This window comes from Erythrobacter sp. HI0063, assembly GCF_001635685.1.
Taxonomy (GTDB): domain Bacteria; phylum Pseudomonadota; class Alphaproteobacteria; order Sphingomonadales; family Sphingomonadaceae; genus Qipengyuania.
The window spans coordinates 1-20,719 of the sequence record NZ_LWFF01000329.1 but is presented as its reverse complement, the minus strand read 5'-3'; the positions used below and the strand labels follow the sequence as shown (position 1 = coordinate 20,719).

General features: G+C 64.5%; 18 protein-coding genes. 9 read left to right on the top strand and 9 right to left on the bottom strand.

All coding sequences use genetic code 11. The features are described from left to right. The 5 genes from A3736_RS13885 to A3736_RS18060 all read left to right on the top strand — a co-directional run. A partial coding sequence (locus A3736_RS13885) for an ABC transporter permease (protein WP_156502135.1) occupies positions 1-505 on the top strand: 505 nt, incomplete at its 5' end. Further along, positions 502-1,221: an ABC transporter ATP-binding protein gene (locus A3736_RS13880; RefSeq protein ID WP_082851501.1), complete on the top strand. Its 720-nt coding sequence runs from the start codon at positions 502-504 to the stop codon at positions 1,219-1,221. The genes A3736_RS13885 and A3736_RS13880, both read left to right, overlap by 4 nt. 1 nt (position 1,222) lies before the next feature. After that, positions 1,223-2,248, top strand: coding sequence for an HlyD family secretion protein (locus tag A3736_RS13875; protein WP_067684151.1), 1,026 nt, complete (start codon positions 1,223-1,225; stop codon positions 2,246-2,248). Then, entirely contained in the window at positions 2,245-2,985 is a 741-nt protein-coding gene (locus A3736_RS18065) for a TolC family protein (protein WP_233999394.1), read from the top strand. Before A3736_RS13875 ends, A3736_RS18065 begins: the two co-directional genes overlap by 4 nt. Next, the gene (locus tag A3736_RS18060; protein ID WP_233999393.1) at positions 2,982-3,644 is read left to right on the top strand and encodes a TolC family protein; all 663 of its coding nucleotides are present in this window, start codon (positions 2,982-2,984) and stop codon (positions 3,642-3,644) included. Before A3736_RS18065 ends, A3736_RS18060 begins: the two co-directional genes overlap by 4 nt. A gap of 36 nt (positions 3,645-3,680) precedes the next feature. Here A3736_RS18060 and A3736_RS13865 read toward each other — a convergent pair whose 3' ends face one another. Continuing rightward, positions 3,681-4,982: an MFS transporter gene (locus tag A3736_RS13865; RefSeq protein WP_067684148.1), complete on the bottom strand. Its 1,302-nt coding sequence runs from the start codon at positions 4,980-4,982 to the stop codon at positions 3,681-3,683. A gap of 156 nt (positions 4,983-5,138) precedes the next feature. Beyond that, on the bottom strand, positions 5,139-6,374 hold the full coding sequence (locus tag A3736_RS13860) for a serine hydrolase (RefSeq protein ID WP_067684145.1): 1,236 nt from the start codon (positions 6,372-6,374) through the stop codon (positions 5,139-5,141). A 266-nt stretch (positions 6,375-6,640) separates the two neighbouring features. On the opposite strand from A3736_RS13860, the gene A3736_RS13855 reads away from it, so the two are divergent. Then, the gene (locus A3736_RS13855) at positions 6,641-8,320 is read left to right on the top strand and encodes a class I adenylate-forming enzyme family protein (protein ID WP_233999392.1); all 1,680 of its coding nucleotides are present in this window, start codon (positions 6,641-6,643) and stop codon (positions 8,318-8,320) included. Positions 8,321-8,339: 19 nt separating this feature from the next. Here A3736_RS13855 and A3736_RS13850 read toward each other — a convergent pair whose 3' ends face one another. Genes A3736_RS13850 through A3736_RS13835 form a run of 4 tightly spaced genes read right to left on the bottom strand, consistent with a single transcriptional unit; the run spans position 8,340 to position 13,189 of the window. Further along, a complete protein-coding gene (locus tag A3736_RS13850) occupies positions 8,340-9,410 on the bottom strand; it encodes an acyl-CoA dehydrogenase family protein (RefSeq protein ID WP_067684139.1) in 1,071 nt (356 codons plus the stop codon). A gap of 12 nt (positions 9,411-9,422) precedes the next feature. Beyond that, positions 9,423-10,634 carry an acyl-CoA dehydrogenase family protein gene (locus A3736_RS13845; RefSeq protein ID WP_067684136.1) on the bottom strand — a complete coding sequence of 404 codons (1,212 nt, stop codon included), beginning with the start codon at positions 10,632-10,634 and terminating at the stop codon, positions 9,423-9,425. 50 nt (positions 10,635-10,684) lie between these two features. Continuing rightward, a complete protein-coding gene (locus tag A3736_RS13840; RefSeq protein ID WP_067684133.1) occupies positions 10,685-11,920 on the bottom strand; it encodes an acetyl-CoA C-acetyltransferase in 1,236 nt (411 codons plus the stop codon). 27 nt (positions 11,921-11,947) lie between these two features. Beyond that, on the bottom strand, positions 11,948-13,189 hold the full coding sequence (locus tag A3736_RS13835) for a CoA transferase (protein ID WP_067684130.1): 1,242 nt from the start codon (positions 13,187-13,189) through the stop codon (positions 11,948-11,950). Positions 13,190-13,319: 130 nt separating this feature from the next. Between A3736_RS13835 and A3736_RS13830 the strand changes: the two genes are divergently transcribed. The 3 genes from A3736_RS13830 to ligD all read left to right on the top strand — a co-directional run bounded on the left by A3736_RS13830 (position 13,320) and on the right by ligD (position 18,372). Next, positions 13,320-14,960: an acyl-CoA dehydrogenase family protein gene (locus tag A3736_RS13830; protein WP_067684128.1), complete on the top strand. Its 1,641-nt coding sequence runs from the start codon at positions 13,320-13,322 to the stop codon at positions 14,958-14,960. Between the two features lie 63 nt (positions 14,961-15,023). Next, on the top strand, positions 15,024-15,860 hold the full coding sequence (locus tag A3736_RS13825) for a Ku protein (RefSeq protein WP_067684125.1): 837 nt from the start codon (positions 15,024-15,026) through the stop codon (positions 15,858-15,860). Position 15,861: 1 nt separating this feature from the next. Next, positions 15,862-18,372 carry a DNA ligase D gene (gene ligD / locus A3736_RS13820; RefSeq protein ID WP_067684122.1) on the top strand — a complete coding sequence of 837 codons (2,511 nt, stop codon included), beginning with the start codon at positions 15,862-15,864 and terminating at the stop codon, positions 18,370-18,372. Positions 18,373-18,379: 7 nt separating this feature from the next. On the opposite strand, the gene A3736_RS13815 is transcribed toward ligD, so the two are convergent. From A3736_RS13815 to A3736_RS13805, 3 genes are all read right to left on the bottom strand, one after another. Then, the gene (locus A3736_RS13815; RefSeq protein ID WP_067684119.1) at positions 18,380-19,528 is read right to left on the bottom strand and encodes a CaiB/BaiF CoA-transferase family protein; all 1,149 of its coding nucleotides are present in this window, start codon (positions 19,526-19,528) and stop codon (positions 18,380-18,382) included. Positions 19,529-19,643: 115 nt separating this feature from the next. Next, on the bottom strand, positions 19,644-20,210 hold the full coding sequence (locus A3736_RS13810) for a PilZ domain-containing protein (protein WP_067684116.1): 567 nt from the start codon (positions 20,208-20,210) through the stop codon (positions 19,644-19,646). A gap of 176 nt (positions 20,211-20,386) precedes the next feature. Further along, positions 20,387-20,719, bottom strand: a 333-nt coding sequence (locus A3736_RS13805; RefSeq protein ID WP_255363005.1) for a flagellin, incomplete at its 5' end; no start/stop codon positions are given.

Genomic DNA, 20,719 nt, shown 5'->3' with positions numbered 1-20,719 from the left:
CCACGGTGATTCCGAAATTGAGCGGGATGCCCGTGTTCTCGCTGATGAAATCGACGGCCTTCGCGCCCGCACCCGTGACGATTTCGCGCGCGACGGAGTCGATTTCATCATCGAGAACACGGGCATCCCGCTCAATTTCGGAATCACCGTGGCGCTCGGCATCATCGTCGGCGTGGCGATCGTCGGGCTGACCTTCAGCCTCTTCATTCGCGACAACATCAAGCAGTTCGGTGCCCTGAAGGCCATCGGCGTGACCAATGGCACTATCCGCCGCATGGTCGCGGTACAGGCGGGGGTGGTCGGATTTGTCGGATATGGACTAGGTGTCGTGGGAACGGTGCTGTTCATTTTCGGCTTTTCGGGTGAGCCGACCTTCAAGGGATTCTACATTCCCTGGCAGGTTCCGCTGATCAGCCTGTTCGCCATCGTCGTGATTATCGCGCTGACAGGCTGGCTTGCCCTGCGCAGCGTCATGAAGACCGAACCTGCGGCGGTGTTCCGGTGAGCGCGGGGGGCGATCGTCAGGCCGCCATCTCGGTACGCGACGTGGCCCGCGATTTCCTCGCCGGTCAGCAGACCATCCGCGTCCTTCACGGCATCGATCTCGACGTCGCGCCGGGCGAGCTGACCTATCTGGTCGGCGAGAGCGGGTCGGGCAAGACGACGCTGATTTCGATCATGTGCGGCATCCTGTGGCCGACCGAGGGCAGCGTAGAGGTGTTCGGCACTCCGATCTATGGTTTGTCCGATGATGATCTGGTCCGCTTCCGGCTGGAGAATATCGGTTTCATCTTTCAGCAGTACAATCTCATCCCCGCGATCGACGCGGCCAGCAATGCCGCCGTACCCTTGATCGCGCGCGGTATGGACCGCCGGGAGGCCCGCGAACGGGCCGTCGCGATGATGGAGAAGCTCAATATCGCCAATCAGGCGGACAAGCTGCCGAACCAGCTTTCGGGTGGCCAGCAACAGCGCGTCGCCATCGCCCGCGCGCTCGTCAACGAACCGCGTCTCGTCGTCTGCGACGAGCCCACGGCCGCGCTCGACGCCACGTCCGGTCGGCGCGTGATGGACCTGTTGCGCGCCGTAGCGCTGGCCGAAGACCGCGCCTGCATTATCGTCACACACGACAACCGCATCTTCGACCTCGCCGACCGCATTCTCGTGCTTGAGGACGGTCGTATCACGCATGACGGCCCATCCATGCCGGAGGATCATTGAGATGGCTCTGCTGCCTTCGAATATCAGCTTTTCGCGCCAGGTGCTGATCATCGTGGCCGTGATCGGTATGCTCTTGGCAGCGGCCTATATCGCTTTCGGCCTGCCCGATCGCGAACTGAGCGAACCGACCGGCGAACCGCCCACCGCACCAACGACTCTCGCCAACGAAGCTAGGGTCGCGGGTTCGGGCGTCGTCGAACCGTCGAGCGAACTCGTCCAGATCGGTACGGCGCTGGCCGGCCTCGTCACCGATCTGCGCGTGCGCCCGGGCGATTTCGTCGAGAAGGGGCAGCCGCTCTTCGTGGTCGACACCCGCGCTCTGGAAGCGAGGGCGAGCGAGACCCGGACCGCGATTCAAGAGGCACGCGCGGCTATTGCAGAGGCGCAGGCGGCGATTGGCGAAGCGCGGACTGCCGAGGCGACCGCCGCTCGCCAGTTGCAGCTTTATCGCAACGTTTCCGATCCCGCTGCCGTCAGTCAGGCCGAAGTCATCCGGGCGGAAGGCGATGCCGCCGCCGCGCGCGAACGGCGAGGGCAGGCCCAGGCGCGTCTGTCCGCCGCTCGCGCACGCCTCGACAGCGCCCAGGCCCAGGCTTCCAGCGCGCGCACCGAGATCGGTAGGGCGACCGTACGCGCGCCGATCGCGGGTGAGATTCTTGCGGTCAATATCCGTCCGGGCGAATTTCTGTCCACCATGGGTGGGGGAGGGCAACCGTTCATCGAGATGGGAGAGACGCGCCCGCTGCATGTGCGGATCGACATCGACGAGGAGCAGGCCGCGCGCGCCGATCTTGGGGCTGATGCGACGGTCAATCCGCGCGGGGCATCCGATACGCGGGTGAAGGCGAGCTTCGTACGGGCCGAGCCATTGGTCGTGCCCAAACGCTCGCTTACCAATTCGGCTGCGGAACGCGTCGATGTGCGGGTCTTGCAGGTGATCTACGCCTTGCCAGACGATGCGCGCGAAACGTTCCGCGTCGGCCAGCAGGTCGATGCCTGGATCCCGGCAAAGAGGTCCGCCCGGTGATCCGCGCCGTACCTCTGCTGGCCGCTGCGGCGCTCGCCGGATGCGTCGCCGGTCCACCGCCCGAAATCGCGACGCCTGTCCCAGCGCTGCCCGCGAGCTATCTTTACGCAACGCCTTCGGACGAGGCCGGATCGCTCGCGGCCCTGCTGCCAAAGGACGATCCCGCTTTCGACCGTCTTGCGGCACAGGCGCTGGCCGGATCGCCCACGCTTGGCGAAGCGCTGGCGCGGATCGAGCAGGCGCGCGGCGGAGCCGACCGCGCCGGGGCAGAGCGTTTGCCCAATATCGGCGCAAGCGTTTCGGTCACTGGGCAGCGGACCAACCCCGCGCAATTCGGTACGGATCTCCCACCGGGCGTCGAAATAGATAACGAGCGTGTCGGCTATGCCGCCAATCTGACCGCGCGCTGGGATCCGGACATTTTCGGCGCCTTGCGCGCACAGGAGCGGGCTGCGCTGCTTCGTGTCGATGCCGCTTCCGCCGGGGCGGCGGCGGTCAGGCAGGCGCTCATCGCCGAAATCGCGGCGAGTGTGATCGACTGGCGCACGCTTGCAGCGCGCCAGTCCGAGTTGGAAAGCGATCTTGGGGCAGCGGGCGAGCTGGCCCGGCTCGCCGAAGTGCGCGAGCGCGCGGGGATCGCGCCCGGCTTCGATCGGGTGCGTGCGGAAAGCCAGGCCGCCGCCTCGCGCAGCCGGTTGCAAAGCCTTTCGGGCGAGCGCGCGCGCGCCGACTGGTGACGCTCACCGCGCAGGGTGGGGCGCAGGTGCGTGCGGCGCTGCAACAGGAAGGGCCTGCGATACCGCTCCCGCCGCCTCCTCCGGCGCTTCCTTCCGAACTGCTCGCCAATCGGCCCGACGTCGTTCGCGCCGCCGCGGAGCTTTCCGCCGCCGACGCCGATCTCGCAGCGGTCGCCCGGACGCGCTTTCCGCGCTTCGATCTCAGTGCCGCAATCGGGCTGCTCGCATTCGGTGTTGGCGACCTGTTCGAGGCGGATTCCGTGATCGGATCGCTCGCAGCGTCGGTGGCCGCGCCCTTGCTGGATTTCGGGCGGATCGAAGCCGAGATCGACACTGCCGCTGCGGCCAAACGCGCGGCATTCGAAGCATATCGCGGCGCGGTATTTACAGCGCTCGGCGATGCGGAGGCGGCTTACGGTCTGGTGGAGGCCGCCGATGCCGAGGCCGCAGCGTCCATAGCCGAGCGCGATATCGCCCAGCGCGCAGCGGCCATCGCCAACACGCGTTTCGAAGCGGGCCTGGCTAACTTTCTCGCCGTCATCGAAGCGCGGCGGGCCGCCGATGCCAGTGGCGAGCGCGCCGCTGCGGCAATCGGTCGCGCGCGCCGGGCGCGCGTGCTGTCATGGCAGGCGCTCGGCGGATCTCGTTATGGCCCATGAACGCCTGAGCAGGGACGTCCGCGCAGGCTGGCGCCATCACGCGACAGCGGCTCTCCTGCGCAGGATGACGCTCGCGCGCCAGTAGCATCCGATGGCGATCGGCGTGAACGCCGCGATGACCAGCAGGGCGTAACGCAGCGATTGGTCGCCGAAACGCGGCTCGAACAGGTCCGAGATGACCCCGACCAAAGTCGGGCCGATGCCGAGGCCGATCAGATTGATCACCAGCAGCGTGATCGCGGCCCAAACGGCGCGCATCCGAAGCGGGGCGAGCGTCTGGATCATCGCGAAGGTCGGTCCAAGATAGCAGGACTGGAACAGGACGGCGATGAAATATACGCCCACGGCCATCCAGGCATCATCCACCAGATAGAAGATAATCAGGAAGGGAAGCGCCAGCGTCTTGAGCCCTGCGATCATCAGGGGCTGCGCTTGCATCCCGTAGCGATCGGCCAGGCGGTTCGCCAGCCAGCCGCTGCCCAAGCCGCTCGCCACCCCGGCCACCGCCAGAAGCGGCGCCACGATATTGCCGACCTGTAGCGTGTTGAGGCCGAAGGAGCGGATCAGATAGGCGGGCGTCCAGCCGGTAAGCGCGTATCCGATCATCGAGGTCAGGGTCACGCCGGCGACCAACCAGACTGCCGCGCGGTCGGCGAAGATGGAGCGGAACCCTTCGCGGATCGAAGGCATTCGCGTTGCTTCGACCGCGCCCGGTTCGGCCTTTCGCATCGGCTCGGTGGCGAACAGCTTCACCACGATGGCGAGAACGACGCCCGGCAGGCCGATGGCGATGAAGGCGGTGCGCCAATCGAAGAAATAGGTGAGATTTCCGCCGAACATCTGCCCGGCGGCAGCGCCCAGCGTCACGCCGAGCGAGTAGATCGAGAGCGCGAGCGCGCGCTTTTCCGCCGGATACAGATCGGCGATGATCGAATGGCTGGGCGGGCTCGACCCTGCTTCGCCGATCCCGACCCCGATCCGCGCCAGCAGCAGATGGGTGAAATTCTGCGCCAGGCCGCACAGGGCCGTCATCCCGCTCCACACCCCCAGCGCGACCGAGATGATGTTCACCCGGTTCACTCTGTCGGCGAGCGCCGCCACCGGAATGCCGAGCGTGGCGTAGAAGATCGCGAAGGCGAGGCCGGAGAGGAGGCCCAGCTGCGTATCGGACAGCAGCAAGTCGGCCTTGATGTCCTCCAGCAGGATGGCGAGGATCTGCCGGTCCATATAGCTGAAGAAATAGGTCGCGGTGAGGAGGAACAGAGTGACCTGCCGCGCGCGCGGACTGACCTCTTCTGCTACTCCAGCCGGTGTCGGTGCCGGAGCTGTGGTCGCCATGTGATTGTATCCCTTCCCTGCCGTAATCGCCCGCGACGGATCACTCCGCCTTCTGCAGCGCCGACTTATCGATTGTGTTTTTCCCGTTATGCGCCGTGTTCCTCAGACAGGGCCGACGCCGAGTTCTCGTGGTGCCAAGCCGCCCCGATTGCGCGTTCATCGGGAATTGCTGCGGACAAGGGCGGAATAGATCAGCGTCTTCAGCTGCCGCCGGATGGGATAGGTGGACGATGGGTAGAGCTGGGTCATGAACACCATCGTGATCCGCTCCACCGGATCGACGAAGAAGGCGGTCGAATAGACGCCGCCCCAATAAAATTCGCCGCGACTGGCGGGCATGAGCGTGCGGGCCGGATCAATGACGGTGGCGAATCCCAGGCCGAACCCGCTTCCCGCATTGCTGGCTTCGCTGAAGGCGCTTCGGCTGATCCGCGTGAGGTCGGCATCGTCCGGCAGATGGTTCGCCGTCATCAAATCCAGCGTTTTCGGCGCGACGATCCGCGCTTTGTCCAGCATGCCCCGGTTCAGCAGCATCGTGCAGAAGCGGTGATAATCGCCGATCGTCGAGATCAGCCCGCCGCCGCCGGAATGAAATTCCGCCGGTTCGAGCATCCGGCTCCGCTCCGCGCTGTCGATGACACGGGGCGCATCGCGCGGCGTATAGGCCCAGGCATCTCCCAGGCGATCGGCGCGGTCGATGGCGGCATCGAAACCGGTATCGGTCATTTCGAGCGGGGCGAAGATATGCCGCTCGAAATAGTCGCCCAGTTTGAGGCCCGAAAGCCGCTCCACCGCGACGCCCAGCACATCGGTCGATACGGAATAATTCCATCGCTCGCCGGGTGAGAATTCCAGCGGGATTTTCGCGAGCGCGGTGATGTATTCGTCGGAATTCATGCCGCGTCGCGGCATGTCGAGGCGGGCGTCGCGATAGGCGGCGTCTATGCTGGTGCGGTTCTGGAAACCGTAGGTCAGCCCGCTCATATGCGTCAGCAGATCGACGAAGCGCATCGGCTCGGCCCTCTGGCCCGGCGCGAAGGGGATCGACCCGCCGCCGCCGGTATAGACGCGCAGATCCGCAAATTTGGGCAATACGCGCGCGACCGGATCGTCGAGAGCGACCTTACACTGTTCGACAAGCTGCATGAACGCGATCGAGGTCACCGGCTTGGTCATGCTGGCGATGCGGAACAGCGCGTCCTCGCGCATGGCGGTGCCGTCTGCGCGCAGATGGCCGAACTGCGAAAAATGGACCGGATCGCCATCGCGCGCGATCAGCAGCTGCGCATTGGGGAGGCGCCCCGTGTCGATATACTGCGCTGTGATGAAATCGTCGATCCGCGCCAGACGCTCGGGATCGAAGCCACGGCTTTCCGCATCCGCCAGTTTCATGCGCGCCCTCTCCCCTCGCGTTTTTGGAGGGGTAGGCCGCCTTCGCGTATCCGGCAACCGCGCACTTGCTTTCGCGCCGCGTTCCGAACTCGTCCTGTCGCAAAATTACAGCTGACGGTGCTAACCCGATCATTTCTTAGGCTGAAATCAAGCGCTGTGGAATGGTCGAGCCGCGTGCTACCGGATAGAGCCGAGACGAGGCGGAGAGAGATATGGCGAGTTCTATGGCACCTCACGGGTGGGCATCCCCTGAAAATTGGCCGGCGATGAGCCGCGCGCAGTGTCGCGATGTCCTGACCGCGCCCGGCCAGCGCTTCGAGATGGGCGAGGCGGTGATTTCCGGTGTGCCGACCCGGATCTGGAAGAACGCACCCGCTAATTTGCGCCTCGTCGCCCAGGCGGGAGAGGTCCATGGGGAGCGGGACTTCCTCGTCTACGAAAGCGAGCGGGTTTCCTACGATGCCTGGTTCCGCGCCGTGGCGACGCTCGCGGCGGAATTGCAGGCGAAGGGCGTGGGGAAGGGCGACCGCGTCGCTCTCGCCATGCGCAATCTGCCGGAATGGCCCGTCGCGTTCTTTGCTGCCGTGACGATCGGGGCGATCTGCGTGCCGCTCAACGCCTGGTGGACGGGCGAGGAGCTGGCCTACGGACTGCAGGATTCGGGCACCAGGCTGCTGATCTGCGATGCCGAGCGGTGGGAACGAATTGCGCCGTACCGCTCTGAATGCCCCGCGCTTGAAACGGTCATCGTCTCCCGCGCGGACAATCCGGGCGAGGATACGATCATGCTGGAGAGGCTGATCGGCAGGTCGGAAGAGTATGCCTCGCTCGCCTGCGATACCCTGCCGGATGTCGATATCGCGCCGGACGACGATGCGACGATCTTCTACACCAGCGGCACCACCGGCCGCCCTAAAGGTGCGTTGGGTACGCATCGCAATCTGTGCACCAACATCCTGTCGAGCGCCTATAATTCGGCCTTTTCGGTGCTGCGCCGGGGCGAGGCGCTTCCGGACCCGATGCCGCGCACCAGCCTCACCGTCATTCCGCTGTTTCATGTCACTGCCTGCTCGGCAGGGCTGATGGGCTCGATCGTGGCGGGCAACACGCTGATCTTCATGCACAAATGGGATCCGGTCGAAGCCTTCGGGATCATCGAGCGCGAAAAGGTCAATCTGACGGGCGGCGTGCCGACCATCGCCTGGCAGCTGATCGAAGATCCCGAGCGCCACAAATACGACCTTTCGAGCCTCGAAGCGGTCGCTTACGGCGGCGCGCCCGCCGCGCCCGAACTCGTGCGCCGGATCCACCAGGAATTCGGCGCGCTGCCCGGCAATGGCTGGGGCATGACCGAGACCATGGCGACGGTGACCGGACATTCGGGCGAAGACTATCTCAACCGCCCCGACAGCTGCGGCCCGCCGGTGGCGGTGGCTGACCTGAAGATCATGAGCGAGGACGGCAGCACCGAACTGCCGACCGGCGCGATCGGCGAATTATGGGCGCGCGGGCCAATGGTGGTGAAAGGCTATTGGGGCAAGCCCGAAGCGAGCGCGGAGACCTTCGTCGACGGCTGGGTGCGGACCGGCGATCTCGCCCGGCTGGACGAGGAAGGCTGGTGCTACATCGCCGACCGGGCCAAGGACATGATCATTCGCGGCGGGGAGAACATCTACTCGTCCGAAGTCGAGAATGTCCTCTACGATCACCCTGCCGTGACCGACGCCGCCCTGATCGGCCTGCCGCACAAGCAGCTGGGCGAAGAACCGGCGGCGGTGGTCCATCTCGCCCCCGGTACGAGTGCGAGCGAGGAGGAATTGCGCGAATGGGTCGCGGCGCGCCTCGCCCGGTTCAAGGTGCCGGTGCGGATCGCGTTCACGCGAGCCACGCTGCCGCGCAACGCCAATGGCAAGATTTTGAAAAAGGACTTGGCGAGCCTGTTCTGAAGGCTCGCCAAGCGGTTCCTCAATAGCCGGACAAAGTCGCGAAGCGGTTCTTGAGCATGGCCGTGCCGCCCCAGCTCGCCTCCAGCACGCGGGCGCGCTTCAGATAGAAACCGACATCGTACTCGTCGGTCATCCCCATGCCGCCATGCAGCTGGACGCCTTCGCGGCTGATCGTGTGGAGCACGCGATTGGCTTCGGCCTTGGCGATGGTCGCCGCGCGTGCAACGCCGAAGCCGCTGTCGAGCGCCTGGAGCCCACCTTCGACCGCCGAGCGCATCATCGCCAGATCGCCGAACAGATCGGCCATCCTGTGCTGCAGGGCCTGGAAGGTGGCGAGCACCTGATTGAACTGCACGCGCTGCTTCAAATAATCGAGCGTGCTGTCGAACACCTGCTGCGCCATGCCGAGCATTTCGCAGGCCGTCAGCACGCGCGCCCGGTCGAGCACGTCGTCCAGCAGACTCTCGCCGCCATTCGCCAGCCTGTCGGCAGCCGCGCCGTCGAAAGTCACTTCCGCATGATTGCGATTATCGACCATGCTGCGGGTCGATAGCGAAACACCCTCGCCAGCTTCGACCAGATAGAGCCCGTCTGCGGCGGCAACCACGAACAGATCCGCACCATGCGCTTCGTGGACGAAGGCCTTGGTGCCGGTCATCCGATCGTCCGATACGCCGGTCTTGTAATCGGCGGGACCATGCCGGGGCCCTTCATCGATCGCCAGCGTCGCCTTGATCTCGCCGCCTGCGAGACCGGGCAGCCATTTGGCCTTCTGCTCCTCGCTCCCACCCAGCAGGATCGCGGACGCAGCCAGGGTCGAGGCGATCAGCGGGCTCGCCGTCAGCGTTTTGCCGAGCTCTTCGACCACGAGGCCGAGCGACAGCCAGCCGAAATCGGAGCCACCGTGTTCTTCCGGGATTATGACCCCGGTCCAGCCCATTTCCGCCATGGTTGCATAGGCGCCGGGATCGTAGGCTTCGGGCGCGCCTTCGCGGCGCACCTTGCGGAATTCGGTCACCGGGCTTTTCTCTGTGGCCCAGTCGCGCGCCATGTCGCGCAGCATTTCCTGTTCTTCGTTCAGTACCGCCATGATCGCGCTCCCTTACTGATGGTCCAGCATGCCGAGCACGCGCTTGGCGATGATGTTGTTCTGAATTTCGGTCGATCCGCCGTAGATCGTGGTCGCCTTGCCGAACAGCCAGGCGCGAGTGCCCGACAGCTCGCTTTCGGAAAAGCCTTCGCCTTCCCAGCCGAGCGCCTGCATCCCCATGATCTCGATCAGCATTTCGGCGCGTTCCTGGCCGAGCTTGGTGCCGAGCTTCTTGAGAACCGAGCTGATTTCGGAAACGCCACCCTGCGCCTTGCTCTCCTCGCCCGCGCGCCGCGCGGTCAGGAGGAAGGCGTTCCAGCGGATGTCGAAATCCGCGATCCGGTCGCGCAGCACCTTGTCCGCAAGCTCGCCATTGGCGTCGGTTTCGGTGTATTTCTTCGCGATGTCGGACAGGCTCGCACCCATCAGGCGCGCCATGCTACCGCCGCCCGAAAGGTTCGTGCGCTCGTGCTGGAGCAGGCGTTTGCCGATGGTCCAGCCCTGGCCTTCCTCGCCCACGAGGTTGCCCTTGGGCACCTTCACATCGGTGAAGAACGTCTCGCAGAACGGGCTCGCGCCGCTGATCATCTGGATCGGGCGGACTTCCACCCCGGGCGCATCCATGTCGATCAACAGGAAGCTGATGCCCTTGTGCTTGTCGCCACGGTCTGTGCGGACGAGGCAGAAGCACTTGTCCGCCCACTGGCCGCCGCTGGTCCATGTCTTCTGGCCGTTGACGAGGTAATGATCGCCCTTGTCTTCTGCCATGGTCTGGAGATTGGCGAGATCGGACCCGGCATTGGGTTCGCTATAACCTTGGCACCAGCGGACCTCTCCACGCGCGATCGGGGGGATATGCTCGTGCTTTTGTTCCTCGTTGCCGTATTCGAGCAAGGTGGGGCCAAACATCATCACGCCCATGCCGCCGATCGGATTGTAGGCCCCGGCCTTCGCCATCTCCTCGTTGAGGATGGCGGCCTGTTTGCGCGTGAGGCCACCGCCGCCATACTCCTTGGGCCAGGTCGGCACGCCCCAGCCGCGCTCGCCCATCGCTTCGCGCCACTTGCGCTCGGCATCGCTTTCATCCGTAGGCCCCTCGACGGCGGAAAGGAGGTTGCCCTTGCCCTTCAGCTCGTCGGGAAAATGGTTCGAAAGGAATTGTCGCACTTCGGTGCGGAACGCTTCGTCCTCGCTGTGCAGGTCGATATCGGGCTGGGTCGCCATAATGTGTCTCTCCTATCGCGCGCCATTGTTGCGCGCCTAATCCCCTCGGATCAAGGGTTCGCGCGTTCGAACACGGCGGCCATGCCCTGGCCGCCGCCGATGCACATGGTTTCGAGCCCGTAGCGAACCTCGCGTCGCTTCATCTCATACGCCATGTCGGCAAGGATGCGGATGCCCGTCGCGCCGATCGGATGGCCGAGCGAGATGCCCGAGCCGTTGACGTTGACGATATCGCGGCGGCTGTCGTCGTCCGAAAAGCCCCAGCCTTTCATCACGGCGAGCGCTTGGGGCGCGAAGGCCTCGTTCAGTTCGATCAGGCCGATATCGTCCCAACCGAGACCGTTTTTCGCGAACAGGCGGTCGACCGCGGGTACCGGGCCGATCCCCATGCGCGACGGGTCGCAGCCTGCTGCGCTCCAGCTGTGGAACCACAGGATCGGTTCGAGGCCGAGTTCCTCGACCTTGTCTTCAGCCACCACGAGGCAGGCGGCGGCGGCATCGTTCTGCTGGCTTGCATTGCCCGCGGTGACAATGGCGTCCTTGTCGCGCTTGCCATCGATGGCACGCAATCCGCCGAGCGTCTCCATGCTGGCATCGGCGCGGAAGCCTTCGTCCTTTGCGAACACCACCGGATCGCCGCGACGCTGTGGGATTTCGACAGGCACCAGTTGGTCGTCGAAGTGGCCCGCGTCCCACGCGGCGGCGGCGTTCCGGTGGGATCGCACGGCGAATTCATCCGCAGCCTCCCGCGAGATGCCGTAATCCTTGGCAAGGTTTTCCGCCGTCTCGATCATGCCGGTGATGACGCCGAAGCGTTCGATCGGCTGGCTCATCAACCGCCCGCGCGTCAGCCGGTCCCACAACACCATATCGCCCAAGCGCGCCCCGTGGCGGGCCTTGGTTGTGTAGTGTTCGACGTTCGACATGCTCTCGACCCCGCCCGCGAGCACGCAGTCGGCAACGCCGGTCTGGACCATCATCGCCGCAGTCGCGACCGCCTGGAGGCCCGAGCCGCAGCGCCGGTCGAGCTGGAAGCCGGGAACCTCGATGGGCATGCCTGCCGCCAGCCAGCTCCAGCGCCCGATCGCAGGCGCTTCGCCGCTGCCATAGCCTTGAGAGAAGACGACATCTTCCACGCGCTCGGGATCGACGCCGCTGCGCTCCACCAGCGCCTTGATAATGATCGCGCCCAATTCGCCCGCCTCGATGGGCGCGAGCGTGCCGAGAAACGCGCCGACAGGCGTGCGCAGGGGTGAACAGATGGCGACGCGGCGAAGATTGGTCATGCGATTGGCTCCGATTGGCGGATGGGATCAGGTGGTTTCGTCGGACAGGCGGGCGATCTTGCGATCGACCAGATCGGCGATCGTGCCCGAGGCGAGGCCGAGCCTTTCGGCCAGCACTTCTTCGGTGTGTTGGCCGAGATACGGCGCGGGCGCGGGATCGCCGGCGTCTTCGGCGGGCAGATTGGCGAAGCTGCGCGGCGCGGGATAAGAAAAGCCGCTGGGATTGGCGGGCGAAGGGCCGAACAGCGGATTGTTCGCTACCAGTTCGGGATCGTTCGCCGCTTCATGCATGGTGCGGTAACGTTCGAACGTGCAGCCCGCCTCGGTCATGCGCGCGGACAGGTCCGCCCAGTCGATTTGGGCCGCGCGGGCCTGAAACAGGGCGAACAGGCGATGGCGGTGTTCGAAGCGCGGCTCATCTCCATCCGCGAAGTGCACGCCGAGCTCGCTTTCGAGCGTCGCGATCTCGTCCGCAAGGCCCAATGCAGCGACAAGCCCGGCCCATTGCTTGGCGGTCAGGGCGGCGACCATGAAGCGCACACCGTCCCGACTGCGGAAATCGCGGCCGAACGCCCCCCAGATGGCGTTACCCAGCCGTTCGCGATCCGCGCCGCGATAGAGCATTTCCGCCATCGCCCCGCTATTCGCAACCGTGCCCATGGCCACGTCGCCCAGCGGCACGCGCACTTCGCTGCCCTGTCCGGTGGCGTCGCGGCGACGCAGAGCGGCCAGCAGGGCGAAGGCGCTATAGGCCCCGGTAATGAAATCCCAGGCGGGCAGCACCTGATTGACCGGCGGTGCGGTGCGATCGTCCCAATCCTCCGGCCCGCACATTAACGGATAGCCGCTGGCGGCGTTGACGGTGAAGTCCATTGCCTGGCGCCCGTCATGCCAGCCCATGATCCGCACGCTGACGAGTTCGTCCGCTCCGTCGGGCTGGGCCGCCTTGACTGCGTCATGCGACAGGAAGCTTTTTTCGGGCAGATTGGTAATCAGATTGGCGGTGCGCGCCGCCAGTTCGACCAACAATTCTCGCCCCTCTTCCCCTCTCAGGTCGAGCGCGACAGATTTCTTCGCCCGGTTCAGATTTTCCCAACTCAGCGAGCGGCCTTCCTTGGTGAGCATGTAGCGATCGTAATCGAGCCCGCCCGCGATATGATCCACCCGGATGACCTCTGCGCCCATCTGCGCGCAATAAAGGCCTGCGGTGGGCGAGGCGACGAAGCTGGATGCTTCGACGATGGAGAGGCCGGAGAGAAGATCGTACATGCGTTGGAGCGTATCCCTGAATTGAGTCCGCGCGACGGTTCGTTGCCAAGCTTGACGCGCGATGGCCAGCCCTTCCTTGTGCCGTCTATCATGCAGGCCTAGCGATGAAGGCACGGGCGGAGAGGTAGTGATGACGGACTGGGTCGAGGAAGCGGATGGGGTAGCGCGCAAGGCGGAATGCCTCGTTTCGGCGATCCGCGAGGCGGTGGCGGAACTCATCGCCCCTGCCGGAAAGGTCGAAGCGGAGCTTGCCGACCGCCACCAGCGCGCGCTGCACGGTTTCGCATGGTATGCGACCCTGGCCGAGGCGCTGGCCGCCACCGCCGCATGGGCGCGCAGCGCTCGGGACGCGGGCGAATGGAACCCGATCGACGAATTGATCCTGCGCGTCGGGTTCGACGAAACCTGTGGCCAGATCGCCCATGGCGTCGCGATGAGCCAGTCCGAAATCGTCCGCCCTGCCGAATTCGGTTTAGCCGACGCAGCGTCCGACTTTGCCAGAGACACGGCGGTCGACCGGTTCCTCAATAATCCGGATGCGGCGACGAACCGCGCCGATCTCGCCCGTCGACTGGCGGAGGGGGAAAGGCCGTGCGAGAGCTTTCGGGACGAGACGCTCGACCTGATCCGATCGCAGATACGCGCCTTTACCGCAGCGCGGATCGCGCCCCATGCGCATCGCTGGCATCTGGCGGACGACCTGATCCCTTCCGAAGTGATCGAAGGAATGGCCGAGCTGGGCGTGTTCGGGGTGTGTATTCCGGAGGAGCACGGCGGCCTCGGCCTCGGCAAGCTGGCGATGTGTCTCGTTTCGGAAGAATTGTCGCGCGGATGGATCTGTGCCGGTTCGCTGGGGACGCGCTCGGAAATTGCCGGAGAATTGATCCTTGCCAACGGTACGCAGGAGCAGAAGCGCAAATTCCTCCCCCGCCTCGCCGATGGGAGCATCCTGCCGACCGCCGTGTTCACCGAACCGGACGCGGGATCGGACCTTGCCTCGGTTCGGACGCGGGCAAAACGCAGCGACGCAGGAGGCTGGCACATCCACGGCTCCAAGACATGGATCACCCATGCGGCGCGTGCCGATCTGATGACCATACTGGTCCGTACCGATCCCGACCGGCCCGGACAGAGAGGCCTTTCGATGCTGCTCGCGGAAAAAACGCGCGGCACGCAGAACGAACCTTTTCCCGATGCCGGTATCGACGGCGAGGAGATCGCGGTCCTCGGCTATCGCGGTATGCGCGAATACACGCTCGGCTTCGAAGGTTTCGCCGTTGCGCAGGACGGATTGCTGGGCGCAGAGGAAGGCAAAGGCTTCAAACAGCTGATGCACACTTTCGAAGGAGCCCGCATCCAGACCGCCGCGCGCGCCATCGGCGTAGCCTGGAACGCTCTCGATCTCGGCCTCGCCTACGCCGTTCAGCGCAGCCAGTTCGGCAAGGATCTGCTTGTCTTTCCGCGCATAGCGGACAAATTGGCGTTGATGGTCTGCGAGATCGTGATGGTGCGCGAGCTCACCTATAGCGCCGCGCGCCACAAGGATCGCGGCCAGCGCTGCGATATCGAGGCGGGCATGGCGAAACTGATCGCCGCACGCACCGCCTGGAGCGCGGCGGACAATGCGCTGCAGGTGCACGGCGGGAACGGCTACGCGCTCGAATACGAGATCAGTCGCATACTGTGCGATGCGCGTATTCTGAACATCTTCGAAGGCGCGGGCGAAATTCAGGCTCAGATCGTGGGACGCGGATTGCTGGCGCGAGACTAGCGGCAGGAGGAACCGAACCGCGGCACCGCGCGCTTATCCGGCTGAAAGTCAGAGGAGCAGGACATGGCGGCACGGGCATATTGGCAGGGGCAGATCAGGCTGGCGCTCGTCTCGATCCCGGTCGAAATGTACAGCGCCACGAAATCCGGCGCCAAGATCCGATTCAACCAGATCCACGAACCCAGCGGCAAGCGCATCTCCTATGAAAAGGTGGTGCCCGGCATCGGGCCTATCGACCGCGACGATATCATCAAGGGATACGAAGTTTCGAAGGGCGAATACGTCCTTCTGGACGACGAAGAGATCGAAGCGGTCAAGATCGAGAGCAAGCGCACGCTCGAACTCGTCCAGTTCGTCGATGCCTGCGAGATTGACCCGCTCTATTTCGAAAAACCCTATTACGTCGCGCCCAAGGACGAGTTGGCGGAAGAAGCCTTCATCGTGCTGCGCGAAGCGCTGCGCAAGGCGGGCAAGGTGGGGCTGGGGCAGCTCTCGATCCGCGGCAGCGAGAAGCTCGTCGCGCTGAAACCATGCGGCAAGGGCCTGCTCCTCGAAACGCTGCGCTATGCCGACGAGGTGAGGAAGGGCCAGTCCTTCTTCTCCGAGATCGAGGAGGCAAAGCCCAAGAAGGAATTGCTCGACCTCGCCCAAACGCTGATCGACCAGAAAAGCGCCCCCTTCGATGCGGGCGAATTCGAGGATCGTTACGTCGAGGCGCTGAAGAAGCTGATCGACAAGAAGGCAAAGTCGAAGAGCGGCAAGAAGGTGATCGAAGACGTCGACGAGCCCGAAGCCGGTTCGGGCGGCAACGTGATCGATCTGATGGCGGCGCTGAAGAAATCGGTCGGCGACGATAAGGCCAGCTCGAAATCCAAGAGCAAGGCCAAGAAGTCCGCCTGACATGGCGAAGACCGATCCGCTCGGCGCGTACAACGCGAAGCGCGATTTCGCGAAGACGAGCGAGCCTGCGGGCAAGGCCGAACCGAGCGAGAGCGGCGATCTCTTCATCGTCCAGAAGCACGATGCGACGCGGCTGCACTGGGATCTGCGGCTGGAGGTGGACGGAGTCCTCAAAAGCTGGGCAGTGACGAAAGGCCCGTCGCCCGATCCCGACATCAAGCGGCTGGCGGTGCGGACCGAGGATCACCCGATGGCCTATGCCGAATTCGAAGGCACGATCCCCAAGGGCGAATATGGCGGCGGCACCGTGATGCTGTGGGATCGCGGGAGCTGGGCGCCGGTCGAGGGCAAGAGCGCCAAGGATCTCGATAAGGGCCATCTCCATTTCACTCTCGACGGCGAGCGGATGAAGGGCGAATGGCTGCTGATCCGCCTGAAGAAGAAATTAGGCGAAAAACGCGAGAACTGGCTGCTGCGCAAGCTGGACGACGAGCATGCCGAAGAGGGCGATGCGCTGGTCGACCGCGAGTTGACGAGCGTCTTGACCGGTCGCTCGATGGCGGAAATCGCCGCCGACAAGGAGGGCGAATATTCGCTCGAAGGGAAAGGCAAACAGGCCTTTCTCGAACAGATGGAAAAGGTCTCGGACCGCAATGCGGGCAAGGCCAAACGCGCCCGACCGGATGCGCCGCTGCCCAAATTCCGCAAGCCCCAGCTCGCCACGCTGGTCGATGAAGTGCCGACCGGAAATCGCTGGATGCACGAAATCAAATTCGACGGTTACCGCGCGCTCGTCGCCGCGAAGGGGGACGACGTCCGCGTCTACACGCGCAGCGGGAAAGACTGGACCGACAAATTTGCGCTTCTGGTAGAAGCACTGGCCGAACTCGACCTGCCGAGCTGCCTTATCGATGGCGAGATCGTTGCTTACGACGGCTCCGGCAATCCTGACTTCTCCACCCTGCAGAAGGTCCTGAAGCGCGGGAAGGGCGCGCAGGCGCAATCCGACACGCTGGCCCTCCACGCCTTCGACCTGCTCGAACTCGGCGGCGAGGACCTGTCAGATCTGTCCAATATCGAGCGCAAGGAACGGCTCGAAGCGTTGCTTGCCGAGGCGGAGCCGCCGATCCATGTTGCGGACCATGTGATCGGCGCTGGCGAGAAGCTCTATCGGGCGATGTGCGATGCGGGGCAGGAGGGGATCATCTCCAAGCTCGTCGATGCGCCTTACAAGGGGCGGCGCAGCAAGGGCTGGGTGAAAGTCAAATGCACGCGGCGGCAGGAATTCGTGGTGGTGGGGTGGAAGAAATCGTCCGCCAAGGGACGGCCCTTCGCTTCGCTGTTGCTCGCGCAGCACGAGGGCGAGGAACTGATCTACAAGGGCAATGTCGGAACGGGATTTTCCAACGACGATCTGGACGATCTGGCCGCGAAGATGAAGCGGCTGGAGCGCAAGACGCCGCCGGTCGAAACGGACAAGGCCAGCGCGCGCGGAGTGATCTGGCTCACGCCCAAATTGGTGGTCGAAATTGCGTTCGCCGAGTTCACCGCCGACGGGAATGTGCGCCACGGAAGTTTTCTGGGCCTTCGGGGCGACAAAAAAGCCGAGGAGGTCGTGCCCGAAAAACCCGTAGCCCAATCTGCGGACGATACGCTTCCGGCGATTTCGAGCCGCGACCGGGTCGTCTTTCCCGACAGCGGCGAGACCAAGGGCGATCTGGCCGATTACTACGCGGTCGTTTCCGGTCTGATGCTCCCCTTCGCCGCGCGCCGTCCGATCAGCCTGGTGCGCTGTCCGCAGGGGCGGGCGAAGAAGTGCTTCTTCCAGAAGCACGACAGCGGCGGCATGGGCGATGGCGTGCTGCATGTGCCCATCCGCGAGAAGGACGGTGGGCATGAGGATTATCTCTATGTCGAGGACCGGCGCGGGCTTCTGCAATGCGTGCAGATGGGCACGATCGAGTTCCACGGCTGGGCTGCGCGCACCGGCGATGTCGAAAAGCCGGATAGGATGATCTTCGATCTCGATCCCGACGAGGGGATCGGTTTCGGCGACGTCAAGAAGGCCGCGCGCGACATTCGCGACCGGTTGGTCGATCTGGGTCTTACGAGCTTCGCCATGCTTTCAGGCGGGAAGGGCGTGCATGTCGTCGTCCCGCTTACGCCGCGACACGATTGGGAAAGGCACAAGGATTTCGCCAGCCGCTTCGCCGAAGCGCTGAGCCTGGCCCAGCCCGAACGCTTCACGGCGACGATGAGCAAGGCCCAGCGCAAGGGGAAAATCTTCATCGACTGGCTGCGCAATCAGCGCGGCGCGACGGCGGTCGTCCCGTATTCCGTCCGCGCCCGCAGCGGCGCGCCGGTGGCGGCGCCGGTCAGCTGGAACGAGCTGAAAGACATGGCAACCCCGCAGGAATTCCGCATCGGGGACGCGAAGCGCCTGCTCGACCGCGCGCAATCCAAGGCCTTGTCGGGCTGGGGCTTCGCCGAACAGGACCTGCCCGACGTCTGAATACGCTTCAGCCGACCGCGCCCGCTTCGCGTAATCTCGCGATCTCGTCCGCGTTCAGGCCGATATCCTTCAACACCCCCTCGCTATCGTCACCCGGCATCGGAGCCGGTTCGGGCGTTTCGGGGCGGGTTTCGGAATAGCGCGGGGCGGGGGCGGGCTGGACGTGGTCTCCGATCGTCACGAAGGCTTCGCGGGCGCGGTTGTGCGGATGCTCGGCCGCCTCGCTCATCGTCAGCACCGGCGCGTAGCACACATCGGTGTGCTCCATCAGCGAGTCCCACTCCGCGCGGGTCCTGGTCTTGAACAGGTCCGTCAGCTTAGCTTTCAGCGCCGGCCATTTGGACGGATCGTGCTGCGCGTCGAAATCCCGGTCTTCGGTCAGTCCCGCAAGCTCGCGCAATTGGGCGTAGAATTGCGGTTCGATCGATCCGACCGAAACGTATTTCCCGTCCGCGGTCTCGTACGTGTCGTAGAAATGCGCGCCTGTATCGAGCGTGTTGACGCCCAGCTCTTCTTTCCAGACCCCGGCATTCTTCATACCGTGGATCATGCCCATCAGCACTGCCGTCCCGTCGGTCATCGCGGCGTCGATCACCTGTCCCTTCCCGCCGCGCGCGACATTCAGCAGAGCGCTGACCATCCCGAAGGCGAGCATCATCCCGCCGCCGCCGAAATCGCCGACCATATTGATTGGCGGCGTCGGCTTCTCACCCTCGCGCCCGAAATGTGCCAGTGCGCCCGCAAGCGCGATGTAATTGATGTCGTGCCCGGCATAGGGCGCGTAGGGGCCGGTCTGTCCCCAGCCGGTCATCCGTCCGTAAACGAGTTTGGGATTGTCACCGAGCAACTCGTCGGGGCCAAGGCCCAGCCGCTCCATCACGCCGGGGCGAAACCCTTCGATCAAGCCGTCCGCCGTCGCGCAAAGCTTGCGCGCCAGCGCGACGCCCTCGGCGTTCTTCAAATCGAGCGCGATGGATTTGCGTCCGCGTGCCAGCACGTCCGCCCGGCTGACCGGAGAGGATCCGCCACGCGATCCGCTGGCGCGGTCGATCCGGATCACTTGAGCGCCGTGATCGGCCAGCATCATGCCGCAGAACGGACCCGGCCCGATCCCGGCAAATTCCACGATGCGCAATCCCGTCAGCGGCCCGGCCATGTCTTTCTCCCGATCGTTAGCCACTTCGCGTTGGAGGGCTTTCGGGAGCGATCATGGCAGTGCAGGCGGGCTGGGCCAAGAGTTGGAGATGCTCGTGGCCGTTCCGACCGAGAAATCAGCGTTGGTCGGCAAGCTTGCGAAGGGTCTGCACGGCGAGATCGAGCGCTTGCAGCCTGTTCATGTGGCGCATCACGACCTCGGCATCGCCAGAAAGTGCATCGGCCAGCCTTTCGAGCTGGTCTGCAACTTCTGCGGCCTGATCGGCATCGACCGGACGGGAAATCAGCGGCGCGGGCTGGCGGGGTTCGGAGGCCTGGTGCGTGGCATAGCCGTTCTTCGCTTCGGCGACCGCGCGATCGACGTCGCTCTGGGTGCGCCCCCCATTGGGCAGCCAGTCGGCGACATGGGCAGTCCCATCGAAGCGTATCCCTGCGCGATTGCCGGCCACCCAGACGACTTCGCCTTCCAGTTCGAGGCCGCCGCGTCGTATGCGGCAATGCGCGGAAGATGGCGGTAGGGCAGGTCCTTCGATCATCGCTCCGCTTGCCGACATGTTGCGGATCTTGACCTTCCCGCTCGCCGTGGTGCTGGCGAGGTCGGCTATCACGAACATGTTCGTGCGCGGTGCGCGGCGCGAACAGTCCGGACGATCCGGCGTGAGCTGATAGGCAAGGGAAGGCATGGATCTTGCGGTTCTCCAACCTGTTTTCTGCCACATCATCTTCAAACTAAGTCTTCTAGGCCCTAAGTAATCCTACGTAATTTTTCCGCATGAGCACACGAAGTACCCGCGCACGCGAAAAGGCCCGCCGCCCTTTCGAGCGACGAGCCCCTTCGCCAATCGGGTGACCGATTATCTTAACGAAGCAGCGAGAGAACGTTCTGCTGGCTCTGATTGGCCTGTGCGAGCATGGCACCCGAAGCCTGGCTCAGGATCTGGGCCTTAGCGAGAGCGGTCGTCTCAGCCGAGTAGTCCGTATCTTCGATCCGCGAACGGGCGTCGGACAGGTTGGTGATGTTGCTGGAAAGGTTGTTCACCGCCGATTCCAACTGGTTCTGCGATGCACCGAGGTTGGCGCGGGTCGTCGAGATCACCTTGATGGCATCGTCGAACAGGGCAAGTTCGCTACCGTCGCCGGCTAGATCTGTCACATCGACACCAAAAGTGCCGGTAGCAGCGATGAATGCTGC

What these genes read in the sequence shown, in the direction of transcription:
- A3736_RS13865 (WP_067684148.1), bottom strand. Translation starts at nt 4,982, where the DNA reads ATGGCGACCACAGCTCCGGCACCGACACCGGCTGGAGTAGCAGAAGAG.
- A3736_RS13835 (WP_067684130.1), bottom strand. Translation starts at nt 13,189, where the DNA reads ATGTACGATCTTCTCTCCGGCCTCTCCATCGTCGAAGCATCCAGCTTC.
- A3736_RS13830 (WP_067684128.1), top strand. Translation starts at nt 13,320, where the DNA reads ATGACGGACTGGGTCGAGGAAGCGGATGGGGTAGCGCGCAAGGCGGAA.
- A3736_RS13815 (WP_067684119.1), bottom strand. Translation starts at nt 19,528, where the DNA reads ATGGCCGGGCCGCTGACGGGATTGCGCATCGTGGAATTTGCCGGGATC.
- A3736_RS13860 (WP_067684145.1), bottom strand. Translation starts at nt 6,374, where the DNA reads ATGAAACTGGCGGATGCGGAAAGCCGTGGCTTCGATCCCGAGCGTCTG.
- ligD (WP_067684122.1), top strand. Translation starts at nt 15,862, where the DNA reads ATGGCGAAGACCGATCCGCTCGGCGCGTACAACGCGAAGCGCGATTTC.
- A3736_RS13845 (WP_067684136.1), bottom strand. Translation starts at nt 10,634, where the DNA reads ATGGCGACCCAGCCCGATATCGACCTGCACAGCGAGGACGAAGCGTTC.
- A3736_RS13875 (WP_067684151.1), top strand. Translation starts at nt 1,223, where the DNA reads ATGGCTCTGCTGCCTTCGAATATCAGCTTTTCGCGCCAGGTGCTGATC.
- A3736_RS13825 (WP_067684125.1), top strand. Translation starts at nt 15,024, where the DNA reads ATGGCGGCACGGGCATATTGGCAGGGGCAGATCAGGCTGGCGCTCGTC.
- A3736_RS13855 (WP_233999392.1), top strand. Translation starts at nt 6,641, where the DNA reads ATGAGCCGCGCGCAGTGTCGCGATGTCCTGACCGCGCCCGGCCAGCGC.
- A3736_RS13810 (WP_067684116.1), bottom strand. Translation starts at nt 20,210, where the DNA reads ATGCCTTCCCTTGCCTATCAGCTCACGCCGGATCGTCCGGACTGTTCG.
- A3736_RS13850 (WP_067684139.1), bottom strand. Translation starts at nt 9,410, where the DNA reads ATGGCGGTACTGAACGAAGAACAGGAAATGCTGCGCGACATGGCGCGC.
- A3736_RS13840 (WP_067684133.1), bottom strand. Translation starts at nt 11,920, where the DNA reads ATGACCAATCTTCGCCGCGTCGCCATCTGTTCACCCCTGCGCACGCCT.